Annotated in this window: 21 protein-coding genes, 1 pseudogene and 1 riboswitch; of the genes and pseudogenes, 19 read left to right on the top strand and 3 right to left on the bottom strand. The window is 32.5% G+C overall.

Translation table 11 applies throughout. The features are described 5' to 3' along the window. Positions 1-50: 50 nt before the first annotated feature. A complete protein-coding gene (locus tag AC0NJG_RS01520) occupies positions 51-392 on the bottom strand; it encodes a DUF3914 domain-containing protein (RefSeq protein ID WP_087953665.1) in 342 nt (113 codons plus the stop codon). A 269-nt stretch (positions 393-661) separates the two neighbouring features. Here AC0NJG_RS01520 and AC0NJG_RS01515 point away from each other — a divergent pair, with 269 nt between their 5' ends. The 12 genes and pseudogenes from AC0NJG_RS01515 (at position 662) to AC0NJG_RS01460 (ending at position 12,920) form a co-directional block, all read left to right on the top strand. Further along, on the top strand, positions 662-1,903 hold the full coding sequence (locus AC0NJG_RS01515) for an esterase/lipase family protein (RefSeq protein WP_474062778.1): 1,242 nt from the start codon (positions 662-664) through the stop codon (positions 1,901-1,903). Between the two features lie 87 nt (positions 1,904-1,990). Continuing rightward, a complete protein-coding gene (locus AC0NJG_RS01510; RefSeq protein ID WP_474062777.1) occupies positions 1,991-3,019 on the top strand; it encodes a homoserine dehydrogenase in 1,029 nt (342 codons plus the stop codon). A gap of 151 nt (positions 3,020-3,170) precedes the next feature. Further along, a complete protein-coding gene (pdxR, locus tag AC0NJG_RS01505) occupies positions 3,171-4,619 on the top strand; it encodes a MocR-like pyridoxine biosynthesis transcription factor PdxR (RefSeq protein WP_087953662.1) in 1,449 nt (482 codons plus the stop codon). Between the two features lie 4 nt (positions 4,620-4,623). After that, positions 4,624-5,538 carry a D-alanine--D-alanine ligase gene (gene ddlB / locus AC0NJG_RS01500; RefSeq protein ID WP_087953749.1) on the top strand — a complete coding sequence of 305 codons (915 nt, stop codon included), beginning with the start codon at positions 4,624-4,626 and terminating at the stop codon, positions 5,536-5,538. A gap of 72 nt (positions 5,539-5,610) precedes the next feature. Next, a riboswitch (TPP riboswitch) is annotated at positions 5,611-5,716 on the top strand. A gap of 123 nt (positions 5,717-5,839) precedes the next feature. Then, positions 5,840-6,529: a thiaminase II gene (tenA, locus tag AC0NJG_RS01495; RefSeq protein WP_087953661.1), complete on the top strand. Its 690-nt coding sequence runs from the start codon at positions 5,840-5,842 to the stop codon at positions 6,527-6,529. Between the two features lie 314 nt (positions 6,530-6,843). After that, a pseudogene (locus AC0NJG_RS01490) lies at positions 6,844-6,966 on the top strand (N-acetylmuramoyl-L-alanine amidase C-terminal domain-containing protein); the annotation flags it as partial. Between the two features lie 239 nt (positions 6,967-7,205). Continuing rightward, positions 7,206-7,517, top strand: coding sequence for a heterocycloanthracin/sonorensin family bacteriocin (locus AC0NJG_RS01485; RefSeq protein ID WP_070806115.1), 312 nt, complete (start codon positions 7,206-7,208; stop codon positions 7,515-7,517). Positions 7,518-7,870: 353 nt separating this feature from the next. Continuing rightward, positions 7,871-8,350, top strand: a complete 480-nt coding sequence (locus AC0NJG_RS01480; protein ID WP_172801685.1) for a homoserine dehydrogenase — start codon at positions 7,871-7,873, stop codon at positions 8,348-8,350. A 299-nt stretch (positions 8,351-8,649) separates the two neighbouring features. Continuing rightward, positions 8,650-11,037: an RNaseH domain-containing protein gene (locus tag AC0NJG_RS01475; protein WP_242229586.1), complete on the top strand. Its 2,388-nt coding sequence runs from the start codon at positions 8,650-8,652 to the stop codon at positions 11,035-11,037. Between the two features lie 208 nt (positions 11,038-11,245). Further along, on the top strand, positions 11,246-12,016 hold the full coding sequence (locus AC0NJG_RS01470; RefSeq protein ID WP_140168771.1) for a DUF3959 family protein: 771 nt from the start codon (positions 11,246-11,248) through the stop codon (positions 12,014-12,016). A gap of 143 nt (positions 12,017-12,159) precedes the next feature. Beyond that, complete coding sequence (locus AC0NJG_RS01465) at positions 12,160-12,576, top strand: DUF3995 domain-containing protein (RefSeq protein WP_087953600.1); 417 nt, start codon at positions 12,160-12,162, stop codon at positions 12,574-12,576. Between the two features lie 140 nt (positions 12,577-12,716). Next, entirely contained in the window at positions 12,717-12,920 is a 204-nt protein-coding gene (locus AC0NJG_RS01460; RefSeq protein ID WP_014893685.1) for a hypothetical protein, read from the top strand. 382 nt (positions 12,921-13,302) lie between these two features. Here the strand turns inward: AC0NJG_RS01460 and AC0NJG_RS01455 are convergent, their stop codons facing one another. Further along, positions 13,303-13,515, bottom strand: coding sequence for a hypothetical protein (locus AC0NJG_RS01455; RefSeq protein WP_087953599.1), 213 nt, complete (start codon positions 13,513-13,515; stop codon positions 13,303-13,305). A 177-nt stretch (positions 13,516-13,692) separates the two neighbouring features. Here AC0NJG_RS01455 and AC0NJG_RS01450 point away from each other — a divergent pair, with 177 nt between their 5' ends. The 6 genes from AC0NJG_RS01450 to AC0NJG_RS01425 all read left to right on the top strand — a co-directional run bounded on the left by AC0NJG_RS01450 (position 13,693) and on the right by AC0NJG_RS01425 (position 19,044). After that, the gene (locus AC0NJG_RS01450) at positions 13,693-14,697 is read left to right on the top strand and encodes a DUF1835 domain-containing protein (protein WP_087997316.1); all 1,005 of its coding nucleotides are present in this window, start codon (positions 13,693-13,695) and stop codon (positions 14,695-14,697) included. A 147-nt stretch (positions 14,698-14,844) separates the two neighbouring features. Beyond that, a complete protein-coding gene (locus AC0NJG_RS01445; protein WP_000282687.1) occupies positions 14,845-15,249 on the top strand; it encodes a hypothetical protein in 405 nt (134 codons plus the stop codon). A gap of 159 nt (positions 15,250-15,408) precedes the next feature. After that, positions 15,409-16,644 (top strand): cytochrome P450 family protein, encoded by a 1,236-nt coding sequence (locus AC0NJG_RS01440; protein WP_087953597.1) that lies wholly within the window; start codon positions 15,409-15,411, stop codon positions 16,642-16,644. Between the two features lie 268 nt (positions 16,645-16,912). Continuing rightward, the gene (locus AC0NJG_RS01435) at positions 16,913-18,196 is read left to right on the top strand and encodes an MFS transporter (protein ID WP_087997314.1); all 1,284 of its coding nucleotides are present in this window, start codon (positions 16,913-16,915) and stop codon (positions 18,194-18,196) included. Continuing rightward, on the top strand, positions 18,186-18,818 hold the full coding sequence (locus tag AC0NJG_RS01430; protein ID WP_087997313.1) for a Vat family streptogramin A O-acetyltransferase: 633 nt from the start codon (positions 18,186-18,188) through the stop codon (positions 18,816-18,818). Before AC0NJG_RS01435 ends, AC0NJG_RS01430 begins: the two co-directional genes overlap by 11 nt. 70 nt (positions 18,819-18,888) lie before the next feature. Then, the gene (locus AC0NJG_RS01425) at positions 18,889-19,044 is read left to right on the top strand and encodes a DUF1540 domain-containing protein (protein ID WP_000046091.1); all 156 of its coding nucleotides are present in this window, start codon (positions 18,889-18,891) and stop codon (positions 19,042-19,044) included. A gap of 101 nt (positions 19,045-19,145) precedes the next feature. Here the strand turns inward: AC0NJG_RS01425 and AC0NJG_RS01420 are convergent, their stop codons facing one another. Next, positions 19,146-19,643, bottom strand: a complete 498-nt coding sequence (locus tag AC0NJG_RS01420; protein WP_087953594.1) for a PadR family transcriptional regulator — start codon at positions 19,641-19,643, stop codon at positions 19,146-19,148. Positions 19,644-19,783: 140 nt separating this feature from the next. On the opposite strand from AC0NJG_RS01420, the gene AC0NJG_RS01415 reads away from it, so the two are divergent. Further along, on the top strand, positions 19,784-20,998 hold the full coding sequence (locus AC0NJG_RS01415; protein WP_087953593.1) for a cytochrome P450: 1,215 nt from the start codon (positions 19,784-19,786) through the stop codon (positions 20,996-20,998). Positions 20,999-21,049 lie beyond the last annotated feature (51 nt).

The following is a 21,049-nucleotide window of genomic DNA, read 5'->3' as shown; positions in this document are numbered from 1 at the left end:
TTTTATCAATCTCGAACTCTTTTTACTTTAGAGCATTCATATAACATAGATTACATTACTTCATTTAATCGAGTCTCGCTCGTTTCTTCAATCGCATTTGAATTTTGAACTGAATTATTTTGAGCTTCTTTTTCTTTACGGGCTTTTTGTAGCATTTCAAGGATGATCCATAAAGGAACACCTTTATCCTTTAACATCTTCCATAAATCTAATTCATTAAATTTATGTTCAGGCTGTTTCATTTCTTTTTCGGATGAACGAATATCGAACTTGATAGGATCATTTACTTTCTTACTTTCAAGTTTAGTAGAAGAGATAGTATTATGCTCAAGATTAGATGGAGTTATTTTAGTAGGTTGAGATAATGTATGAATATTTAATCCGATTTGCATGCTTTTTCCTCCTTTTCAAGTAATGAGATTAGTTTTCTTATGGTTTTTAAATCTTTTTAACATGAGGAAACTATATCTAATTATAAATTCAAATAAACAGATTTACAAGGTGTATTGTAAAAAGTAAATGTTTACTTGAATTAATATTTATCAACATTTGTATATGTTTTCTATATATACAACGTATATAAAATACTTTACATTATGTTTAAGTTATTAAAGCATGCTGTAAAGTGAAAAATGTAAACGTTTTATCAGGGGGAGGAAATATGGGGAAGTTATTTTTAAAAATATGTTTTTTTGCATTAGTGGCTGTTTGTTCATTGGTAGCGAAAATAACATATGCTGAAGAGAGTCAACAAAATAATTATCCGATCATTTTAGTAAATGGGTTTGCCGGATGGGGTAGAGAGGAAATGCTAGGGGTTAAATATTGGGGGGGTGTTCATGATATACAAGAAGATTTGAAACGTAATGGTTATACAGTTCATACTGCAGCTGTTGGACCAGTTTCTAGTAACTGGGACCGTGCATGTGAATTATATGCCCAAATTAACGGTGGAACAGTAGACTACGGTGCCGCACATGCTGAGAAACATGGACATAATCGTTTTGGTAGAACTTATAGTGGTTTTGCGCCGAATTGGAGTGAAACAAATAAAGTTCATTTAGTTGGGCATAGCATGGGTGGACAAACGATTAGAACATTAGTACAGCTATTAAAAGAAGGCAGTTTTGAAGAAAAAAATTATGTGAAAAATCACCCAAACACCAAAATATCACCATTATTTGAGGGCGAGAAATCATATGTTCATAGTGTTACAACATTAGCAACTCCTCACAACGGTACAACACTTGCGGATGGTAGTCTTCTACTACCGTTCCTTAAAGATTTACTCATTACAGCTGCAAGTTTTGGAGGAAACGATAATTTATCACTATATGATTTTAAATTGGATCAATGGGACATAAAGAAAAATGTTGGAGAGTCCTTTTTCCAATACAGTAATCGTATTCTAAATAGTTCACTTTGGAAAAATACAAAAGATATAAGTCAATGGGATTTAAGTACAGATGGTGCAAAGGAGTTAAATAATTGGGTAAAGACGCAACCGAATGTGTATTACTTATCCTATAGTGGACATGCATCACAAGCGGCACCTATAACAGGTTTACATTTGCCTCATATAACGATGAATAAAGTGTTAATGGGGAATGCATTTTTCTTAGGTTCCTATGCAAGGTATGAAGAAAATCGTCCATTAATTGATACTACTTGGTGGCAAAATGATGGTGTAGTAAATACAAGTTCTATGATTGCACCTTCTTCTAATGCTACCGTAAATAATAATGAGTCATTACAGATTGGGAAATGGAATCATATCGAAACGAAAGCAAATTGGGACCATCTCGACATGGTAGGATTAAGTATTTCAGACACGTTAGGTTTTTCTAACATTCAAGAGTTTTATAGAACAATTGCTGAAAAGCTATCACGTTTACCGAAATAGGTAATAATAAAGCGCTCTCGATGGAATTCGAGGGCGCTTTATATTATATTGAAAGAGGGATTTGGTAGAAAAATATGGGGGGATATTATGAAAATTAAAGTTGTACTATCAGGATATGGAACAGTAGGAAGAGAGTTTATAAAATTACTACATGAAAAATGTTCATATATATATGAAACATATGGTATAGAGTTAGTTGTAAGTGGCGTATTAGGTAGAAATGTTGCAATACATAAGGAGGATGGATTATCTATTCATAACTTATTAATGTATGGTAGCAGTAGTGCTGCAATTGAAAAGTATATAGAATATCATCCGGAGGAACGTGCAACAGATAACATAAGTGGTACAGTGCTGGTGGAATCAACAGCTACAAACCTTAAAGATGGAAATCCAGGGAAACAATATATAAAACAAGCGATTGAAAAACAAATGGATATAGTAGCAATTTCAAAAGGTGCGCTTGTTACAAACTGGAGAGAAATAAATGAAGCTGCAAAAATCGCAAATGTACGAATTCGATATAGTGGTGCAACTGCTGCGGCATTACCGACACTTGATATTGGTCAATTTAGTTTAGCTGGTTGCCATATTGAAAAAATAGAAGGAATATTAAACGGGACTACAAATTATATTCTTTCGAAAATGAATGAGGAAGATATTACGTTTGAAGAAGCACTGAAAGAAGCGCAAAGTAAAGGGATTGCTGAAACGAACTCAATATTAGATGTAAGTGGTTCTGATAGTGCGTGTAAATTGTTACTTTTGACAAACAGTTTAATGGGAACAGAACATACGCTTACCGATATACAAATAAAAGGAATTGAACATGTTACACAACAACAAATTCGAAATGCTAAAGAACATAATAAATATATTAAATTAATAGCTTCAGCATATAAGGATAAGGATGGTAAAGTGGCTCTTCATGTGGAACCGCACGAAATAGATAAAGATCATCCGCTAGCAAATGTAAATGGGACAGAAAAAGGGATTACGTTCTTTACAGATACGATGGGACAAGTTACTACAATTGGTGGTGCTTCTAATCCACGTGGAGCCGCAGCAGCAGCTTTAAAGGATGTTATAAACTTATATCGAAAAGATTTGTCCTAACTGGTGAAGTCTAATAATCAGTGGGGATGAATATTCTCACTGATTAAAGTTTCATTTTATAAGGCCGTACCGCCCTTAATAAAAAATACATATGTAGTGGACCTTTTGAGAATGAAATAAATATGCAAAAATGATTGCAGGGGGTAAGGAATTGTTTAAAGATTTTAAAGTTGTGAAAGATCGTCCCGTTTATATTCAATTGAAAGATTATTTGAAAAAGATGATTATGAAAGGGCATTTGCTCGGGGATCAAAAAATCCCTTCAACAAGGGAACTAAGCGAATTACTAAGTGTGAGCAGAAATACTGTACTCGCTGCTTATGCCGATTTAGAGCAAGAAGGACTCATTTATGCAGTTAAAGGAAAAGGAAATTTTGTTGCGAAGGTTGATATTTCAAACACTTCGTCTGTTGAAATAGATTGGAAAAATAAACTTAATACAGTTACCTTATTAGCGGATGAATTAGATTTAATGAAACATGGTGTCCGCTGGGAAAAAGGAATGATTGTTTTTAATAGCATTGCTCCGGACGAAAAGCTATTTGACGTGGAAAATTTCAAAAGAGCTTTTCTTACTCGTATGTCCATTGAAGGTGATGTCGTATTAAACTACGGCTACGCAAAAGGTTATAGACCGTTAATGAACTATCTACTTCATTATATGGAAATGAAAGGTGTAGATATTTCAAATAAAGATATATTAATTACAAATGGATTTACCGAAGGATTGGATATTGTACTTTCCTCATTATCGAAGAAATCAGGGCGGGTTATTTGTGAGAATCCAACTCATCATGCTGCGTTGAAGCTTTTTCGTTTACATGGACTTGAAGTGCATGGAATAAATATGAATGAAGATGGCATCGATACGAATGAAGTAGAAAAAAGTTTGCGTAAAAAGGATTTTGATTTCGCGTATTTAATTCCTTCTTATCATAATCCAACTGGTATTGTCACGAGTTCGGAGAAAAGAACGGAACTGATGAGATTATTTTCAAAATATAAAATTCCTATTATAGAAGATGGATTTAATGAAGAACTACGTTATTCAGGTTCACATTTAGCACCATTATTAACTTTTGCTGGTGCTGGTAATAATGTGATTTATATTAGTAGCTTTTCGAAGGTACTTTTCCCTGGTTTACGTGTAGGATGGATTATTGCAGATAAAGAACTAATTCATCATTTAGAAAGTGTAAAAAGAGCAAGAACGATTCACACTTCTACATTAGATCAAGCTGTTCTATTTCAATATTTACATGAAGGATATTTTGAAAAATATTTAAAAAAGGCAAGATCAGTTTATAAGAAAAAATATGAGTTAGCTGTTGGGGCATGTAACGAGTACATTCCGTTTCAAAGAATGACCGGTGATGGTGGCCTCCATTTATTTATAGAGTTAGAAGAAAAAATTCATGCCCGTACGCTTTTGCAAAAGTGTTATGAGCAAGGGGTTACATTTTCTCCTGGAGATGTTTTTTATTCTGATGGAGGAGGAGCGAACACGTTTCGATTAGGATTTTCACGTCTGAAAGAAGAAGACATAGTTCGGGGAATCAAAATAATTGGTGATACAATAAAAAATGAAATTTGGAGTTGAGGAAATGAGAATTGGCGTTATTATGGGTGGAGTATCTTCTGAAAAACAAGTATCAATTATGACTGGAAATGAAATGATCGCACATTTAGATAAAAGTAAGTATGAAATAGTTCCAATTACGTTAAACGAAAAAATGGATTTAATCGAAAAAGCGAAGGACATTGATTTCGCGCTGCTCGCATTACACGGAAAATACGGAGAAGATGGGACAGTTCAAGGAACGCTTGAAAGTTTAGGTATTCCATATAGCGGAAGCAATATGTTATCTAGCGGTATATGTATGGACAAAAATATTTCGAAAAAGATTTTACGTTATGAAGGAATAGAAACACCAGATTGGATTGAACTTACAAAAATGGAGGATCTTAATCTTGATGAATTAGATAAATTAGGATTTCCTTTAGTGGTAAAACCAAACTCTGGTGGATCGAGTGTTGGGGTGAAAATTGTCTATGATAAAGACGAATTAATTTCAATGCTAGAAACTGTGTTCGAATGGGATTCTGAAGTAGTAATAGAGAAATATATAAAAGGTGATGAGATTACATGTTCCATTTTTGATGGTAAACAGTTACCTATCATTTCAATTCGACATGCAGCGGAGTTCTTTGATTACAATGCGAAATATGATGATGCAGGTACTATTGAAGAAGTTATTGAACTTCCAGCTGAATTAAAAGAACGTGTAAACAAAGCGTCACTGGCTTGCTATAAAGCATTAAAATGTAGTGTTTATGCAAGAGTTGATATGATGGTGAAAGACGGTATTCCATATGTAATGGAGGTTAATACATTACCAGGGATGACACAAGCAAGTTTACTACCGAAAAGTGCAGGTGCAGCGGGAATTCATTATAGTAAACTATTAGATATGATTATTGAAACTTCATTAAGAGTAAGAAAAGAAGAAGGGTTTTAAGTAGTGGTATTATGAATACTTTTGACAGTAACATGAAGTGTGTTATGATGAATACAATACGATAATTAAATATTTATCCACTAGGGGGGCCTATTATAGGCTGAGATCAAATGGGAATTTGAGACTCTTAGTACCTGATCTGGTTAATGCCAGCGTAGGGAAGTGGAAAAGACATTGCTATTTTATGTATAAATACTGTCAATTTCACTTTCTTTACGCCTGTAAAGAAAGTTTTTTTATTTTAAAGCGTTAATAGCTGTGGATAAATACTTATATTAAATGAATTATTGGAGGAATTTAAATGACTTTTTCACAATCATTGCGTAAAGAAGTAGATTCAATTTGGGAAGCTAGTTTTCATCATCCTTTTGTAAAAAAACTTGGTGAAGGAACGTTAGATTTAGCTAGTTTTCGCTATTACGTGCTTCAAGATTCATATTATTTAAGTCACTTTGCTAGAGTACAAACATTAGGAGCTGCAAAAGCACTGGAATTAGAAACGACAGCTCGTATGGCACACCATGCCCAAAATACATATGAGGCGGAATTATCATTACATGAGAATTTTGCGAAGAAACTAGGGATAACACAAGAAGAAAAAGATAATTTTATCCCTGCTCCAACTGCATACGCATATACTTCACATATGTATCGTGCTGCGTACGAAGGACATTTAGGCGATATCATTGCAGCCATTTTACCTTGTTATTGGTTATATTATGAAATTGGTGAGCGTTTAAAAGAGTGTCAGCCAGAAGAGCCAATTTATAACGAATGGATTTCTGCTTATGGATCTGATTGGTTCCGTACATTAGTTGAAGAGCAAATTACACGGTTAGATACTATCGCTGAAAAAGTAACTGAATCAGACCGTAAGCGAATGAAACAACATTTTATTATTAGTAGTCAATATGAATATTCATTTTGGGAAATGGCTTATACTTTAGAAAAGTGGCCAGTGGATACAGACGTAAAAGATGTAATTGGATAAAAATGAAAGTAACATTATAGATAGGTATGGATAATGCCTATCTATATATTTTTTCTTGCTAGATTTGCGTAAAGTTGATAGTGTTACGGATACGGCAAAATGTCATATCGATAAGTTAGTTAAGTTAATTTTTTGCGCATTAACTGGTTAAACTTCTGCCACATTTATCCCGCTTTAATGGGCAGTAAGACCCCCACCGCAAAATTCAGCGAAAGCAAAGAAGTTAGGCGGGGATCAACTGCCCATAAAAGTCCGATTGGTGAGGGCTGATAATCAGTGGGGATGAAGAAACCCCCCACTGATTAAAGTTTCACTTTATATTACAAACAAACGGATTAACATATTTCGTTACTGCTCCAACTTCAGATGAACAGCGTAATGGAATGAAATTCTACCTTGAACGTAAAGGGTACGGCATCATGGTTATTGAGAAATGAATTGAACTTAGTAAGCATGAAGATATAACACTAGAATTCAAATTTTATAATTTCTATTTATAAAAATGAGCCCATAGTAAAAATAGGTACATAAACAAGGTGCATCATCTAGTGTTAAGTCATACTTTGTTGGTGTATGAATTGAACTTAGTTTATAGCGCTATTTCTACTTAGATTTAACGAACAGAGATATAGGAAAGCATCGATGAGGTTTTATTTTATAAACGGAGGTTATGAAAATGAATCAGTTTCAACAAGAACTACAAGCGTTAAGCCTTAATGATTACCGGTCTGGAGATATTGTGTATTGGGATCAGCAAAACCAATATCCATATTACTATATTGAAGATGCTGCTCGTCGCTGTGGCGGTTGTGGTCGCTGTGGAGGTTGTGGTCGTTGTGGCGGTTGTGCAGGTCGCTGTGGTGGATTCCGTTGTTTTGGTTGCTTCGGTTGTTTTGGTTGTTTTAGTTGTGGCGGTTGTGGCAGCTGTGGTAGTTGCTCTAATTGTTTTAATGGTACTTCTGATGCTATTGTAATATATGAATATTGACTACATTTATTAATAAAAAACATTAGCTTTATACATGTACATGCCGACAAAGAATATAGCTATCGCTAATGGATATATAGGTGTAAATCAAGGTGAGGTAGATAAAGCGATGATTAGATTTAAAATCTAATCATTGCTTTTTTTATGGATTTATCATCAAATGTCTGTCTAATTTAAGGAGTGATTTCTACTAGCTAGTGTGTAGCTAATGAAATTATTACAAATATGTAAGGTTAATGTAATGTTAATAGATAGTAAATTAAGAGGCTTGAGTGTATTTTAAATAGGATTAAAAAGTACTGTTTATCTATATAATAATGGGTAAATAATATTTAATTAGGAAGTGTATTAAAATGATTGAATTTAAATCTATTATCCATTCGTACAAACTAAAGAGAAAAATAGCTAAGGATTTATACGGAAAAAGAGATGAATTGACAATGTTATTAAATGAACTTAATTACATGAAAAGTACTGTAACATCTGAAAAGAAGAAAGATAATATATTATCTCGTTTAGAATTAATTTATCAAAATATGAAATTAGATAAGCTGTATCCTCTTCCAGTTGCTTGTAATAGTAAATTATTGGAACGATTAGAAAAAGAATCTCTACATACTATTGAGGATGGTGTAAACTGTCTACATTACATGTTAGATATGAATTATGAGAAAATAAAACAATATGGATCGAATACAAGTAGGTCATTTGTTCCGTTATCGCAGTCTTCCATTTGTCTTGCTGATTGTATTTGTTTAACAGGATTTGTATTAGGTTTACTAGGAGCAATTTCATTTGGAGGATTCATATTATCCTTATGTTCAATTACATAATGGTTCATATTTTTAAGAAGAGCACCGACTTAAGGTGTTCTTTTTTAGTTTTATTGTAAAGTTATTGTAAATGATAAATACATTAAGTTATTTATATTGTATAATTTGTATGTATTGAAATATTGTTTTAAGGGGGCTGTATATGATAATTACTTTTTATTTTAAAATGGGCTGTTTCAATAATATATGATTCGGAGAAATGTTTTTTACTTTTCTTTTAAATACTTGATTTAAATGGATTAGAGCAAGTGCTAGTTTTTTGACAATCAAGACAAATAAAGAAAGGAAGTAATGATTTTATGAACAAACTAAGACTGTTAACATTTGAAAATATAGTAGAACCTCTTTTAAACGAAAGCGTATCATTTATATATTTTCCTATTGAATGGCTCGATATTGTAGAGATACATTATAAGACATTTTTATTAACGAGTAAGTTGAAACGATTAAATGAAAGATTATATGATATGTTTTCTGATATATTATTTATTCAGCATAATCCATATGTATTAAACGAAAATACACCATGGATTGTATGTAAAGAACCTATTAGAAAAGAACAACTCGATTATATTTTTCAAAGTTGGTATGAGATTATTCATGATTGGAAACCGAATAAATTAATAGAATCGCCAAAATATGAATGGCATTACGATTTAATTTCTAATTTAACAGTACTACATGATAAGGAAGTATATACTAAGTGGGTGCCCGCTTTAATTTCACATATTTTTTGTGAACGTCCTGTACAATTAGAAAATATACACGAAGAAGATATATATTTTTCTCCTCTTAGATCACAAAATATTTGTGAGGCGATGTCAGAGCCTATTAAAGATGAAAAAACAGAAGACTATTTCGCCTATGTATTTCGGTTCGAATATATAACGCGTGGAGGAGAGAACATTCCATTATTAAATGTTTCAATAGGAATTCGGAGGTTTTATCAAGAATATAACCATCCAGATATTCCTTTGCTTTTGAGACGAAAACGGGGCATGATATTAATTTCTACTCCAGAATTTGCATTGAATAATAAAAAATTACGGTTTGTAAAACTAAAAGTACAACAAGCTACAAATGGTATTAAGTGGATTAAAATATTTAGAAATTTAAAAGATGATTTTCATATAGGTGGAGAAGTTGAATTAGAACATATTCTTCAATATCCGAAAGATTATATGCTAGGAGCAAATCTTAGAGTGTTGCTTCCATACAATGAGAGAATATATAAAGTTCAAGGTACTAAAATAAAATCTGGTATAAAAGCAAAAGAAAGAGAGTATCTATTTAAAGGGTTTCAGCAAAAATTTTCTTATTTCACATTACTACCAGAATGTAAAAGGATGGAAACGGATAATAGGAAAGAATTATTCCCTTTAATTGCACCAAAAGGATTAGAGACTATAACGCTAGAAATATGGTCTGAAAAAATATCGCTGGAAGTAGAACAAGCTTTATTTGAAAGTGAAATGGTGTTAGCTCAAATCAGTGAGTCATCATATATATTAAATGCAGATTCTCCAGTATTGTTAAAAATAGTAAGATGTAATATTGAAAAGGTATTGCAAAATCCATATAAAATGCAATACTGCCAGAAGTATAAAATGAATTTAGTAGAGGATGTTATGAAAGCGGTTTATGCTACTGCAGGTGAGCGCAATGATGCGACTTTGGCGTTAATTGCAATGAAAAATTGTGATGGACGTGAAAAAATTGATCCAAAGCAAATTGTTAGAGAAGGATTTGCAAGAACAAACCGTATTTCAGCATTTATAAATTTATTTATAGGCCAAAGTGTATCTCGTAAAACGATTATAAATGGTATTTTGAGTTTATTAGAACAAAAAGGATTTTTGAAACGTAGTTGGAATAAGATAAATTTACCTTGTACATATGTTAATTTATCAATTGAACGAATCTCGAAATTTGATTTCTTACCTATTTTTTCACAAATTAAAGGAAAAGAAATTTTATATAAATTATATGGGAATACAGAGTGGCAAACGATTGATCGTCTATTATTGAATATAAATAAACATACTACCTTTTTACCGCAGCCTTCAAAAAGAAATGATATGGGCATTCAATTTAAACAATTTGTTTCTGAAACATTAGCGGAAATTTTACAACATGCAAAAGAGCAAAATGAGCAAGTATACTTCATTATAGATGCGAATGTAAGAAAACATTGGATAAAAGAGGTGCAAAATGAAAAAATTGATATAGATACTTTCCCTGACATTGTTCCAGATGTGCTAAAGGTTCCAAACTTAAATGCTGTAAGAATAAATACATCTTTTGATGTACCAAAATACGGTGTGATAGAATGTGATGACGTACTGGATAGTACGAGTTTATATATAGATCAAAAGGGAATGTATTATAGCACTGGTGAGTATCTGTGTAATGATAGTGAAACATTGCATCGATATATACTTGAAATATTACCTCTAGGTGTAAAAGCTGTTGAAAGGAACTATATTGCCAAAATGGTACATTATATGTGCTGTAATTCAAGTATGCTTTTGGAAAAGAATATACACATGCCATATTCTATGCATATGGCGAAAGTAATAAAGAGCTATATGACGGATATAGATGCAAGAGAGTTTAAAGAGTTTGATGATGAATTGGATGTAGATATTCTAAAAATAGAGAAGAAAGATTCAATTATTCTACTTTAAATAATAATAGACAAATCCTGTTCATTATATAGGTCAGGATTTGTCATTTTTTCATGTAAATAAGGATATCTTTTGTCATGTATCTTCTCTTTTACATATTTACTTTATTTCCATACAGGATTAAGATGTTTTTTAGAAATGAAAAACTACACCATGTGGAAAAGCAATATGAATTGACTCAAAAGAAATTTGAAAGGAATGAGGAATTGTGAAGAAATTAGATGTGCTATTAATGCTATTAAGCGGCCTCTTTCCAGTTGCAGGAATTATGAAACAAATCCCACTAGAACAATCTTTATATATTGGAGGCCTTTTATTTTTCACCAGTTTCGGTAGTTATTTTGCGAAAAAAATATATTCACGTATATGTAGTTGGATAGCGTATGCGCCATTTATTACACTACTGTTAGTCATTTGGCATCAAGATATTTCAACAAGTTCAATCATAGAGAATGCAAAAATTGCTGCTTGTATCGCTTTAATCCCATGTTTATTCCGTTTTCGTACATATGGGCTTACTTTCGGTTTATTCGCATTATGGGCTGCTTTACTATGGGATATTAAAGAAGTGCAGTCGTTAGTCATACTTGAACGTATGTCGAGTTTAATGACAAGTAATTTCAAATATCTTATGCTTTTAGTTGGTGGACTTATATTAGGTGGATTAATTGCTATGTTATTACACCGTAAAGAAGAGGATTATAAAGAAAATATAACTTTATTTCAACAAAAAAAGAAACGTAAAAAGCGATCATTTAAGATTCCGATCCCAAGATTACCGAAATTTAAGTTAAAATTATTTAAGTTCGGTGGAAAAGTATCGAAACAAAAAACGCCTGAAAAAATACGTGAGCATAATTACGAAGAACCCACTGCAGTTGCAACATATGAAATGGCAGAGCAAATACCTCAATATAAAGAAGAGACTTCTCAAGGACAAACGAGGATGGAACGTCGTAGAAATAGGTATAATGCATAATGAAATTAAAAGCCCTTTAATGATTAATCAATTTTAAGAAAAATCATTAAGGGGTTTTTTATGTTATTAAAAATAGATTGCTAAGGTGAAATTTATAGCATACTCTAAAATCGAGGACTAAAATAAAATAATGGGAGGACAAAATGTTTATTATTACATATATTTCTGTCTGTATATTATTTTTAGTTAGCTTTTTACATGTTTATTGGGCTTTTGGAGGTAAGTGGGCGACAAATAGTGTCATTCCAACAAAAGCTGGAGAAAAGGCTTTTACACCAGGTACAGGGATGACTTTGTTCATTGCGTTTTTACTAAGTATGGCAGCGATAATTTTATTACAACAAACAAATATTGTTCATTTCGCATTTCCTAATATTATTGTTCGAATGGGATCCTGGGTTTGTATGGTTGTTTTTTTTCTAAGAGTAATAGGTGAATTTCATTATTTTGGTATCTTTAAACGAAAAAAAGATACACGTTTTGCTAGAATGGATACTGTTTTATTTATACCACTTTGTGCATTTCTATCTTTATCATTTTTACTCGCAATTATAATATGAACAAATAATAGTATCAGTTTTTTTCATATTAAATATAAACGTAAATTGGCAAGTGTAAAAGTGTAAAATCTAGTATTAAATAAAAAGGATGTAAGCGCCTTTTTATCGAATTATAGATTATTATGAAAGGCGGGTGCACGATGAAGTATGTAAAAGTCAGTATGAATGGCGGAAGTGAACATAAATTTTCGATGACTTTAGAGCGGTTTGAAAAACTTATTACAACAGAGAATGGACTATTAGAAAATAAATTAGTTAGTATTGAAAATGTAATGATTAATCCTACTAATATATCTTCTGTAGTTGAAAAAATTGGTGTACCGGCTAAGTTTATGGAAGCTTAAAAATTGGTACATAAAAAACATCCACGGAGGATGTTTTTTTTATGTATAAATATATTAATTGTACAATGAATTTATGAGGAGAATTTAAAGTGATACTTCGTACATGCACAAAAAATAAGTACAAGCATATATTAGATAGTGGGACAAGACCTTCGTGTCCTACTTAATACTCAGAAAAACCTCTATCACATGAGAGCATCTGATTGCAGGGTGCTCTTTTTTTATCCCACTTTAATGGACAGTAAGACCCCACCTCAAAATTCAGCGAAAGCAAAGAAGTTAGGTGGGGGTCGGGCTGCCCATTAAAGTCCGATTGATGAGGGCTAATAATCAGTGGGGATGAAGAACCCCCCCTGAGTAAAGTTTCACTTTATCCGGATCTTTAACTTTTAATTTTAAACATGTCTTTGATGCTCATAAATATTAAAAATAAAATAATAGCAAAAATTAAGTTAGATAAATAGAAATCTTGATGAAATAGTAATTCAAAGATGACATCAAAAGCATACAAAAAGGCGATAGTAGGTAATATACAAATAAATATAAATCTCCAATTTTTTAGATAATGTTTATAATTAGGAAATATTTTCTCCATAAACATAGCTCCTATAATTTTTATTTTCTATATAATTATACATTTAAATAAAAAGATTTACAAAAGGTTATTTAGCAATCTTTCTAATACATGATTTGACTAAAAAACTTTTAATGAGTAACACTTAAATGATACACTATAATCTACGTTATTTTTGAAATGAATAGAGGGATTTACATGATAGATAAAATTAAAAATGCTGTAGAGGATATGCACGAAGATGAGGCAAAACATTTACTTCAAAGTATTCTAATCCAATTAAATTTATTAGAAGAAAAGTATAGTGAAGATACTATTAAAAATTTGATGGATATTTCTAGGCAACTAACGAGTAATACATCTTATAAAAGAAATGTAAAAGAAAGCTCACACGTACATATTGCTTTTGATGATTCAACAGCTGGATGTTTAAAGCATATGCTGGGTCAAGAAGAACGATTGGAAGAGATGGTCGTTGCTTTTTCTGAATTCTTTTCAATTGGGCCGATAAATAAGTTACATATGAATGAAGGGCAACTAGCAAGACAGGAATGGTTAGTAAACAACTTAAATGCTTATGAAAATTATTTTGAAGAAGAGTATTTACCAAGGTTTTTAAAAACTATAGAAGAACTACATGCTATACCTATTGAAATCCCTATTACAATTTGGAAAGCCGATAACGCACATGAACATGTAGGTCTATGTTTTGTAATGGCGCAATTAAAAGATAAGAAAAATATTCGCGTTATGAATACATCTGATGCAAGTAAAAAAATATTAAAACTAGAGTATGCGATTCGTGGAACTGGAGAGTTAGCACCTGAAAGTTTAGCTCTAATTCAAAAAAGTTTTGTAAAATTGCCGTATTTAACTGTAGAGAAACGTATGCAGTTTGAACAAGAGTGGGATAGTCTATCGAAAAGTACGGAATTTTTAAGAGTTTGGACAGACAATGAAGTACGTTCTGTACAAGAAAATTATTTTGATCAATTTATTATTGAATGCGCGAAAAGTATAGGCGCTGATCAAGAATTCCGAAAAGCTCCTAGAGTAATTGGTGAAGCACTTGGTCTTGTAGAACAATCAGTTGGCGATACGTTTTTAGAATATCGCTTAAAGGAATTAATTAAACAAGAAGTATTTGAATTTGAAGGTTCATTAGATGAAATGCGTTTCTATAGTGTGAAATTAAGAAAATAATACATCTATTCTGTTTATGAAGAAGCTCGTATTTTTAAATACGAGCTTTATTTTTTGTTGAATTTAGGCTATACATAAGCTTCCCAGAGAGGGCATATCACATATGAATGGTAAAGACAATGAATAAAAAGAAGGTGATTTATTAATATGTATAACCAGCAAAATTATCCATATGATCAAGCGATGTATTATAATCCACAAAACTACGGGTATGAACCTACAAATGAAGTGAGAGATATTGAACAAGAAGATTACAGACCAGATGATGCGGAAGATGCTCCAACGTCACCACCTCCGTCACAAGCGCCGTCGTTACCGTCTACATTTGCTTCTCCTGCACAACCAGGTAATATGAAATCATGGATGTGTAACTGTCTAGGAAGATGGGGCTATTTACGCTTACATCGTCCTGGTCCTTTTGGAAGGGATTTATGGTTCTTCCCGACTGAAGTGAGAAGAAATGGAGTATCAGGTTACACGTGGCAAGGTGGTCGTCGTCGTAAAGTAAGTTATCGCTATCAACAAATTAGTAATTTTATGTGCTTCGCATAAAGAGAAGTGAGGGAGTGAAACGATTTTACTTTCTCACTTTTTATTTTTCAATATACGAAGTAAGATTTTGATTAAAAATTTACAATTTTCGCGTTTTTATTAGAGTATAATGCATATGTTGGGTTGGTTTTCAACAACAAATGAGAGTGAGGGAATACAATGTCAATGAAAAATAAAGTTGGGTTAAGCATAGAGGATGGCATTAATTTAGCTTCAGCTCAGTTTAAAGAAGATGCGTATGAAATTTATAAAGAATCGAGAAAAAAACAACCAATATTATTTGTAAACCAAGTTGAAATCGGTAAAGAATGGCTTATTACTAGATATGAAGATGCTCTGCCACTTTTAAAAGATAATCGTTTAAAAAAAGATTGGACAAATGTGTTTTCTCAAGATACAAAGAACATGTATCTTTCCGTTGATAATAGTGACCACTTAACAACACATATGCTAAATTCAGATCCACCTAACCACAGTCGTTTACGATCTTTAGTTCAAAAAGCTTTTACACCGAAGATGATTGCACAATTAGACGGAAGAATTCAGAGAATAGCAGATGATTTGATAAGTGATATAGAGCGAAAAGGTACATTAAATCTTGTGGATGATTATTCATTTCCATTACCAATTATTGTGATAAGTGAGATGCTCGGTATTCCAAAAGAAGATCAAGCGAAATTTAGAATTTGGTCTCATGCTGTTATTGCATCACCAGAAACACCTGAAGAAATAAAAGAAACTGAAAAACAACTATCTGAGTTTATTACATATCTTCAATATTTAGTTGATATGAAACGAAAAGGGCCAAAAGAAGACTTGGTGAGTGCTTTAATACTTGCAGAGAGTGAAGGGCATAAACTGAGCGCTCGGGAACTATATTCAATGATAATGCTATTAATTGTAGCAGGACATGAGACGACAGTGAATTTAATTACAAATACGGTATTAGCACTTCTTGAAAATCCAAATCAATTACAGTTATTAAAAGATAATCCAAAATTAATTGATTCGGCTATAGAGGAAGGATTACGTTATTATTCTCCAGTTGAGGTTACAACTGCAAGATGGGCAGCAGAACCTTTTCAAATTCACCATCAAACAATACAGAAGGGAGATATGGTTATTATCGCATTGGCTTCAGCGAACCGTGATGAAACAGTATTTGAAAATCCAGAAATATTTGATATTACACGGGAGAACAACCGTCACATTGCCTTTGGCCATGGTAGTCATTTCTGCTTAGGAGCTCCACTTGCGAGGTTAGAAGCAAAGATTGCTATTACTACTTTATTTAATCGAATGCCTAAACTACAAATAAAAGGGAATCGTGAAGACATTAAGTGGCAAGGTAATTATTTAATGCGTTCTTTAGAGGAATTACCATTAACATTCTAGAATATTTATTGTAAGACATGCATACATAGAAAATGATTTACATAGAGTATGTATGTGTTATTTAAATTCGAAACGGAAGGGTGAAAACATCCCAATGATCAACTAATTCTATTTGTAAGAGATCTTCGTTAAAAAACGAAATATTCTTCTGAATAGGATTAGTCTGTACATTTTTAGAAAAGGGATGTATTTCGCTCTGCGAAAAATATAGTCTTTTCATATGATTTGTGCTGCCTCCTGTTCAGAACATGAAATAGGAGGCTTTTTTATGTCGACAAATGTAGAAACGAAACAAAATAATGGGGTATCACAAGTATTGAAGAATAGATTTGTACAGGGAATTTTAGCTTCAGCATTATTTTTACAAATTGGAATATGGGTTCGGAACTTTGCCGTATTACTATATGTAATGGAAATGACAAAAGGTGATGCTTTTGCTATTTCGATGATTTCAGTGGCGGAATTTGCTCCAATTTTCATCTTTTCCTTTATTGGTGGAACGTTTGCTGATAGGTGGAAGCCGAAGAAGACAATGATATGGTGTGAAACGTTAAGTTCTATTTCAGTATTTGCTGTATTAATTACTCTTATGTTTGGTACGTGGAAAATTGTGTTTTTTGTCACGCTTATTTCTGCAATTCTTTCGCAATTTTCTCAACCATCTGGTATGAAATTGTTTAAACAGCATTTATCAACGGAACAAATCCAATTAGCGATGTCTATATATCAAACAATTTTTGCGATTTTTATGGTGCTAGGACCGATTCTGGGGACATTTATTTTCCATAGTTTTGGAATTTATATTTCAATCATCATAACAGGTATCGCTTTTTTACTGGCAGCAGCTGTGTTGTTATTTCTTCCGAAAGATCTTGAGAATGATAATGAGAAGAAAGAAATCACTTTATTACAGGAAATGCTGGACGGTATTAAATACGTAAAAAAGAAAAAGGCATTAACTTTGCTAGGGCTTTGTTTTATGGCAGCAGGACTAGGAATTGGTTTAATTCAGCCGTTAGGTATTTTTATTGTAACTGAGCAGTTAGGATTATCAAAAGAGAGTTTACAATGGTTACTAACAGTAAATGGTGCAGGAATGATTGTTGGCGGTGCTTTAGCGATGGTGTTTGCAAAAAACGTTGCGCCGCAAAAGATGTTAATTATCGGTATGTTTGGTCAGGCAATCGGCATCGGTATTATAGGTTATTCCACCAATTTATGGGTAACACTCACAGCACAACTTTTTAGCGGTTTAGCTCTTCCTTGTATTCAAATAGGTATTAATACGCTCATTATTCAAAATAGTGATACTGATTTTATTGGTCGTGTAAATGGCATTTTAAGTCCGCTATTCACCGGTTCAATGGTAGTAACAATGAGTATTGCTGGTTCATTAAAAGAAATATTCTCATTAAGTACGATGTATGAAGGCACAGCTTTACTATTTATAATTGGATTATTATTTATTTTACCTATATACAATTTAAAGCCAGTAATAGCGGTAGAAAGTGAAATGGATAGGAAAGGAAGTGCTGTGCAACATGAATCCTAATCCAAATGTTAAATACCCTATCGAAGGAAATAAAAATGTTCACTTTATAAAAAATACAATAACGAAAGCTAATATACTCGCCGGAGACTATTCATATTATGATGCGAAAGATGGAGAAACATTTGAAGATCGAGTACTCCATCATTATGAATTTCTTGGTGATCACCTTATCATTGGAAAGTTTTGTTGTATTGCAAATGGAGTTACCTTTATTATGAACGGAGCGAATCATCGTATGGATGGATTTTCAGCATATCCATTTAATATATTTGGAAATGGGTGGGAGAAGTATACACCTAATTTGTCTGATTTACCTTACAAAGGAGATACAGTCATAGGTAATGACGTTTGGATTGGTATGGATGCAACCATTATGCCCGGAATCAAAATAGGGGATGGTGCAATCATTGCAGCTAAATCTGTTGTGACTAGAGACGTTGCACCATATACAATTGTTGGTGGAAACCCTGCAAATAAAATAAAGGAACGATTTACAAATACAATAATAGAGGAATTACTGCAAATTCAATGGTGGCATTTTGATATTGAAAAAATAACTGAAAATATAGATGCTATTGTACAAGGGGATATAGAGCCATTAAGAAAGCTAAAAATGGAATGAAAAATGCATAACAAAGAGTATCATACCTCCGAATTTTGTTAATGATAATAGAACAAGGAGGTGTGATACTATGGCACAAGACGTTTTATGTGAAGTAAACAACTGTAAATTTTGGGCTAACGGTAATAAATGTAGCGCAGACGCAATTTATGTAGTAAGTCATAAAGGGAAACAAGCATCGACTACAGAAGAAACAGATTGCAAAACTTTCGATCCGGAAGTATAAATTTTTGAAGGGTAGCCAAATCGTGGTTGCCCTTTTATTAATTATAGTATTGATAATAAATCTCATTTTCATTCATTGTTTTTAACTTTTCTTTTATTTTTTCATATTTTCTTCATAAGTGATGTAATCCAAAGCAATTCATGTTCGATACGTGATTTACTGAAGTCAATGACTTCTGTAATAAAAAATGAGTTAGCATCAAGAGATTGAATAGCAGTAAGTTGTTTATGTAGTATGTCTTGGCGTATTGTTAAAACTTCTTTTCTCTCTTCATAATCAAGTTTTTCAAATAGCGCGATACGAACAAGAAATTCAATATTGTTTGTCGCGAGTTTTTCGGGAAACTCGCGCAACATTTCAGAAAAGATCTCTTCTCCTGTTTCAGTTATGTCGTACATATTTCGGTTTGGCTTACCGACTTGTGTATGTACTTTTTTCGTTATAGCCCCCATATTCTCAAAACGTCGAAGAGAAGGATAAAGCATATTATGATTTAATTCAAAATTCTCTCCTAACCGATTTTGGATATTTTTCTTTATTTCATACCCATATTTTGGCCCTGACGTCAATTCTGCGAGCAATAAAATATCAACATACATAAAAATCCCCCTTATTTATTTCTCAAGTTCTCCTACGAAAAATCCCCTTTAGTATATGTTAAAATAACATATGTTAGATTATACAACTTTGAATTACCGACCTATCACTTTTATTGTAAAAGAAAAGGGAGGAAAGGACTATGGCTTCGCCTGAAAATGTGATTTTAGTTCATGAAATTTCAAAGCTGAAAACGAAAGAGGAATTGTGGAATCCGTATGAGTGGTATCAATTTATGAGGGATAATCACCCAGTACATTATGATGAAGAGCAAGATGTTTGGAATGTATTTTTGTATGAGGACGTAAATCGTGTTTTATCAGACTATCGCCTGTTTTCAAGTAGAAGGGAGCGAAGACAATTCTCAATCCCTCCTTTAGAAACTAGAATAAATATAAACTCTACTGATCCACCAGAACATCGCAATGTACGTTCTATCGTTTCTAAAGCATTTACTCCAAGAAGTTTAGAACAATGGAAACCTCGAATACAGGCTATAGCAGATGAACTTGTACAGCAACTTGAAAAATGTAGTGAAGTTAATATTGTTGAACAGTTCGCTGCACCTTTACCTGTTACCGTTATTTCTGATTTATTAGGCGTACCCACAACAGATCGTAAAAAAATTAAAGAATGGTCTGATATTTTATTTATGCCGTATAGTAAAGAAAAGTTTAATGATCTGGATGTAGAAAAGGAGATAGCATTAAATGAATTTAAAGCATATCTTCTACCAATCGTTCAAGAAAAGAGATTCCATTTAACCGACGATATTATTTCAGATTTAATACGAGCTGAATATGAAGGAGAACGGTTAACCGATGAAGAAATTGTTACTTTTTCTTTAGGACTATTAGCGGCTGGCAATGAAACAACTACAAATTTAATTATTAATAGTTTTTATTGTTTCTTAGTGGATTCAGCTGGAACATATAAAGAATTAAGGAAAGAACCTACATTAATTTCAAAAGCTATTGAGGAAGTATTACGCTATCGCTTTCCAGTTACATTAGCTAGGAGGATTACAGAGGATACAAATATATTTGGACCTCTTATGAAAAAGGATCAAATGATTGTTGCGTGGGTAAGTGCAGCAAACTTAGATGAGAAAAAGTTTGCACAAGCCTCTAAATTTAATTTACACCGAATCGGAAATGAAAAGCATTTAACCTTTGGTAAAGGTGCTCACTTTTGCTTAGGCGCACCACTTGCACGATTAGAAGCTGAGATTGCATTAAAAACATTTATAAATGCTTTTGAAAAAATAGAGTTGTCTTCATCTTTCAATTTAGAAAAATGTATATTGGAGAATGAACAAACTTTGAAATTCTTACCTATCTGCTTAAAAACTCAATAAGCTGTTCGGCAAGGTACAGATTTATTGTACCTTGTTTTTTTATTTCTCAAT

The organism is Bacillus sp. SSR7, from assembly GCF_055902415.1.
Note: the sequence above shows the minus strand (reverse complement) of the source record. Positions and strands in the feature narration are given on the sequence as shown.

Bases quoted from the DNA above. Each gene is read 5' to 3' on its own strand.
- AC0NJG_RS01520 (WP_087953665.1), bottom strand. From the start codon at position 392: ATGCAAATCGGATTAAATATTCATACATTATCTCAACCTACTAAAATA.
- AC0NJG_RS01515 (WP_474062778.1), top strand. From the start codon at position 662: ATGGGGAAGTTATTTTTAAAAATATGTTTTTTTGCATTAGTGGCTGTT.
- AC0NJG_RS01510 (WP_474062777.1), top strand. From the start codon at position 1,991: ATGAAAATTAAAGTTGTACTATCAGGATATGGAACAGTAGGAAGAGAG.
- ddlB (WP_087953749.1), top strand. From the start codon at position 4,624: ATGAGAATTGGCGTTATTATGGGTGGAGTATCTTCTGAAAAACAAGTA.
- tenA (WP_087953661.1), top strand. From the start codon at position 5,840: ATGACTTTTTCACAATCATTGCGTAAAGAAGTAGATTCAATTTGGGAA.
- AC0NJG_RS01485 (WP_070806115.1), top strand. From the start codon at position 7,206: ATGAATCAGTTTCAACAAGAACTACAAGCGTTAAGCCTTAATGATTAC.
- AC0NJG_RS01480 (WP_172801685.1), top strand. From the start codon at position 7,871: ATGATTGAATTTAAATCTATTATCCATTCGTACAAACTAAAGAGAAAA.
- AC0NJG_RS01475 (WP_242229586.1), top strand. From the start codon at position 8,650: ATGAACAAACTAAGACTGTTAACATTTGAAAATATAGTAGAACCTCTT.
- AC0NJG_RS01465 (WP_087953600.1), top strand. From the start codon at position 12,160: ATGTTTATTATTACATATATTTCTGTCTGTATATTATTTTTAGTTAGC.
- AC0NJG_RS01460 (WP_014893685.1), top strand. From the start codon at position 12,717: ATGAAGTATGTAAAAGTCAGTATGAATGGCGGAAGTGAACATAAATTT.
- AC0NJG_RS01455 (WP_087953599.1), bottom strand. From the start codon at position 13,515: ATGGAGAAAATATTTCCTAATTATAAACATTATCTAAAAAATTGGAGA.
- AC0NJG_RS01450 (WP_087997316.1), top strand. From the start codon at position 13,693: ATGATAGATAAAATTAAAAATGCTGTAGAGGATATGCACGAAGATGAG.
- AC0NJG_RS01445 (WP_000282687.1), top strand. From the start codon at position 14,845: ATGTATAACCAGCAAAATTATCCATATGATCAAGCGATGTATTATAAT.
- AC0NJG_RS01440 (WP_087953597.1), top strand. From the start codon at position 15,409: ATGTCAATGAAAAATAAAGTTGGGTTAAGCATAGAGGATGGCATTAAT.
- AC0NJG_RS01435 (WP_087997314.1), top strand. From the start codon at position 16,913: ATGTCGACAAATGTAGAAACGAAACAAAATAATGGGGTATCACAAGTA.
- AC0NJG_RS01430 (WP_087997313.1), top strand. From the start codon at position 18,186: ATGAATCCTAATCCAAATGTTAAATACCCTATCGAAGGAAATAAAAAT.
- AC0NJG_RS01425 (WP_000046091.1), top strand. From the start codon at position 18,889: ATGGCACAAGACGTTTTATGTGAAGTAAACAACTGTAAATTTTGGGCT.
- AC0NJG_RS01420 (WP_087953594.1), bottom strand. From the start codon at position 19,643: ATGTATGTTGATATTTTATTGCTCGCAGAATTGACGTCAGGGCCAAAA.
- AC0NJG_RS01415 (WP_087953593.1), top strand. From the start codon at position 19,784: ATGGCTTCGCCTGAAAATGTGATTTTAGTTCATGAAATTTCAAAGCTG.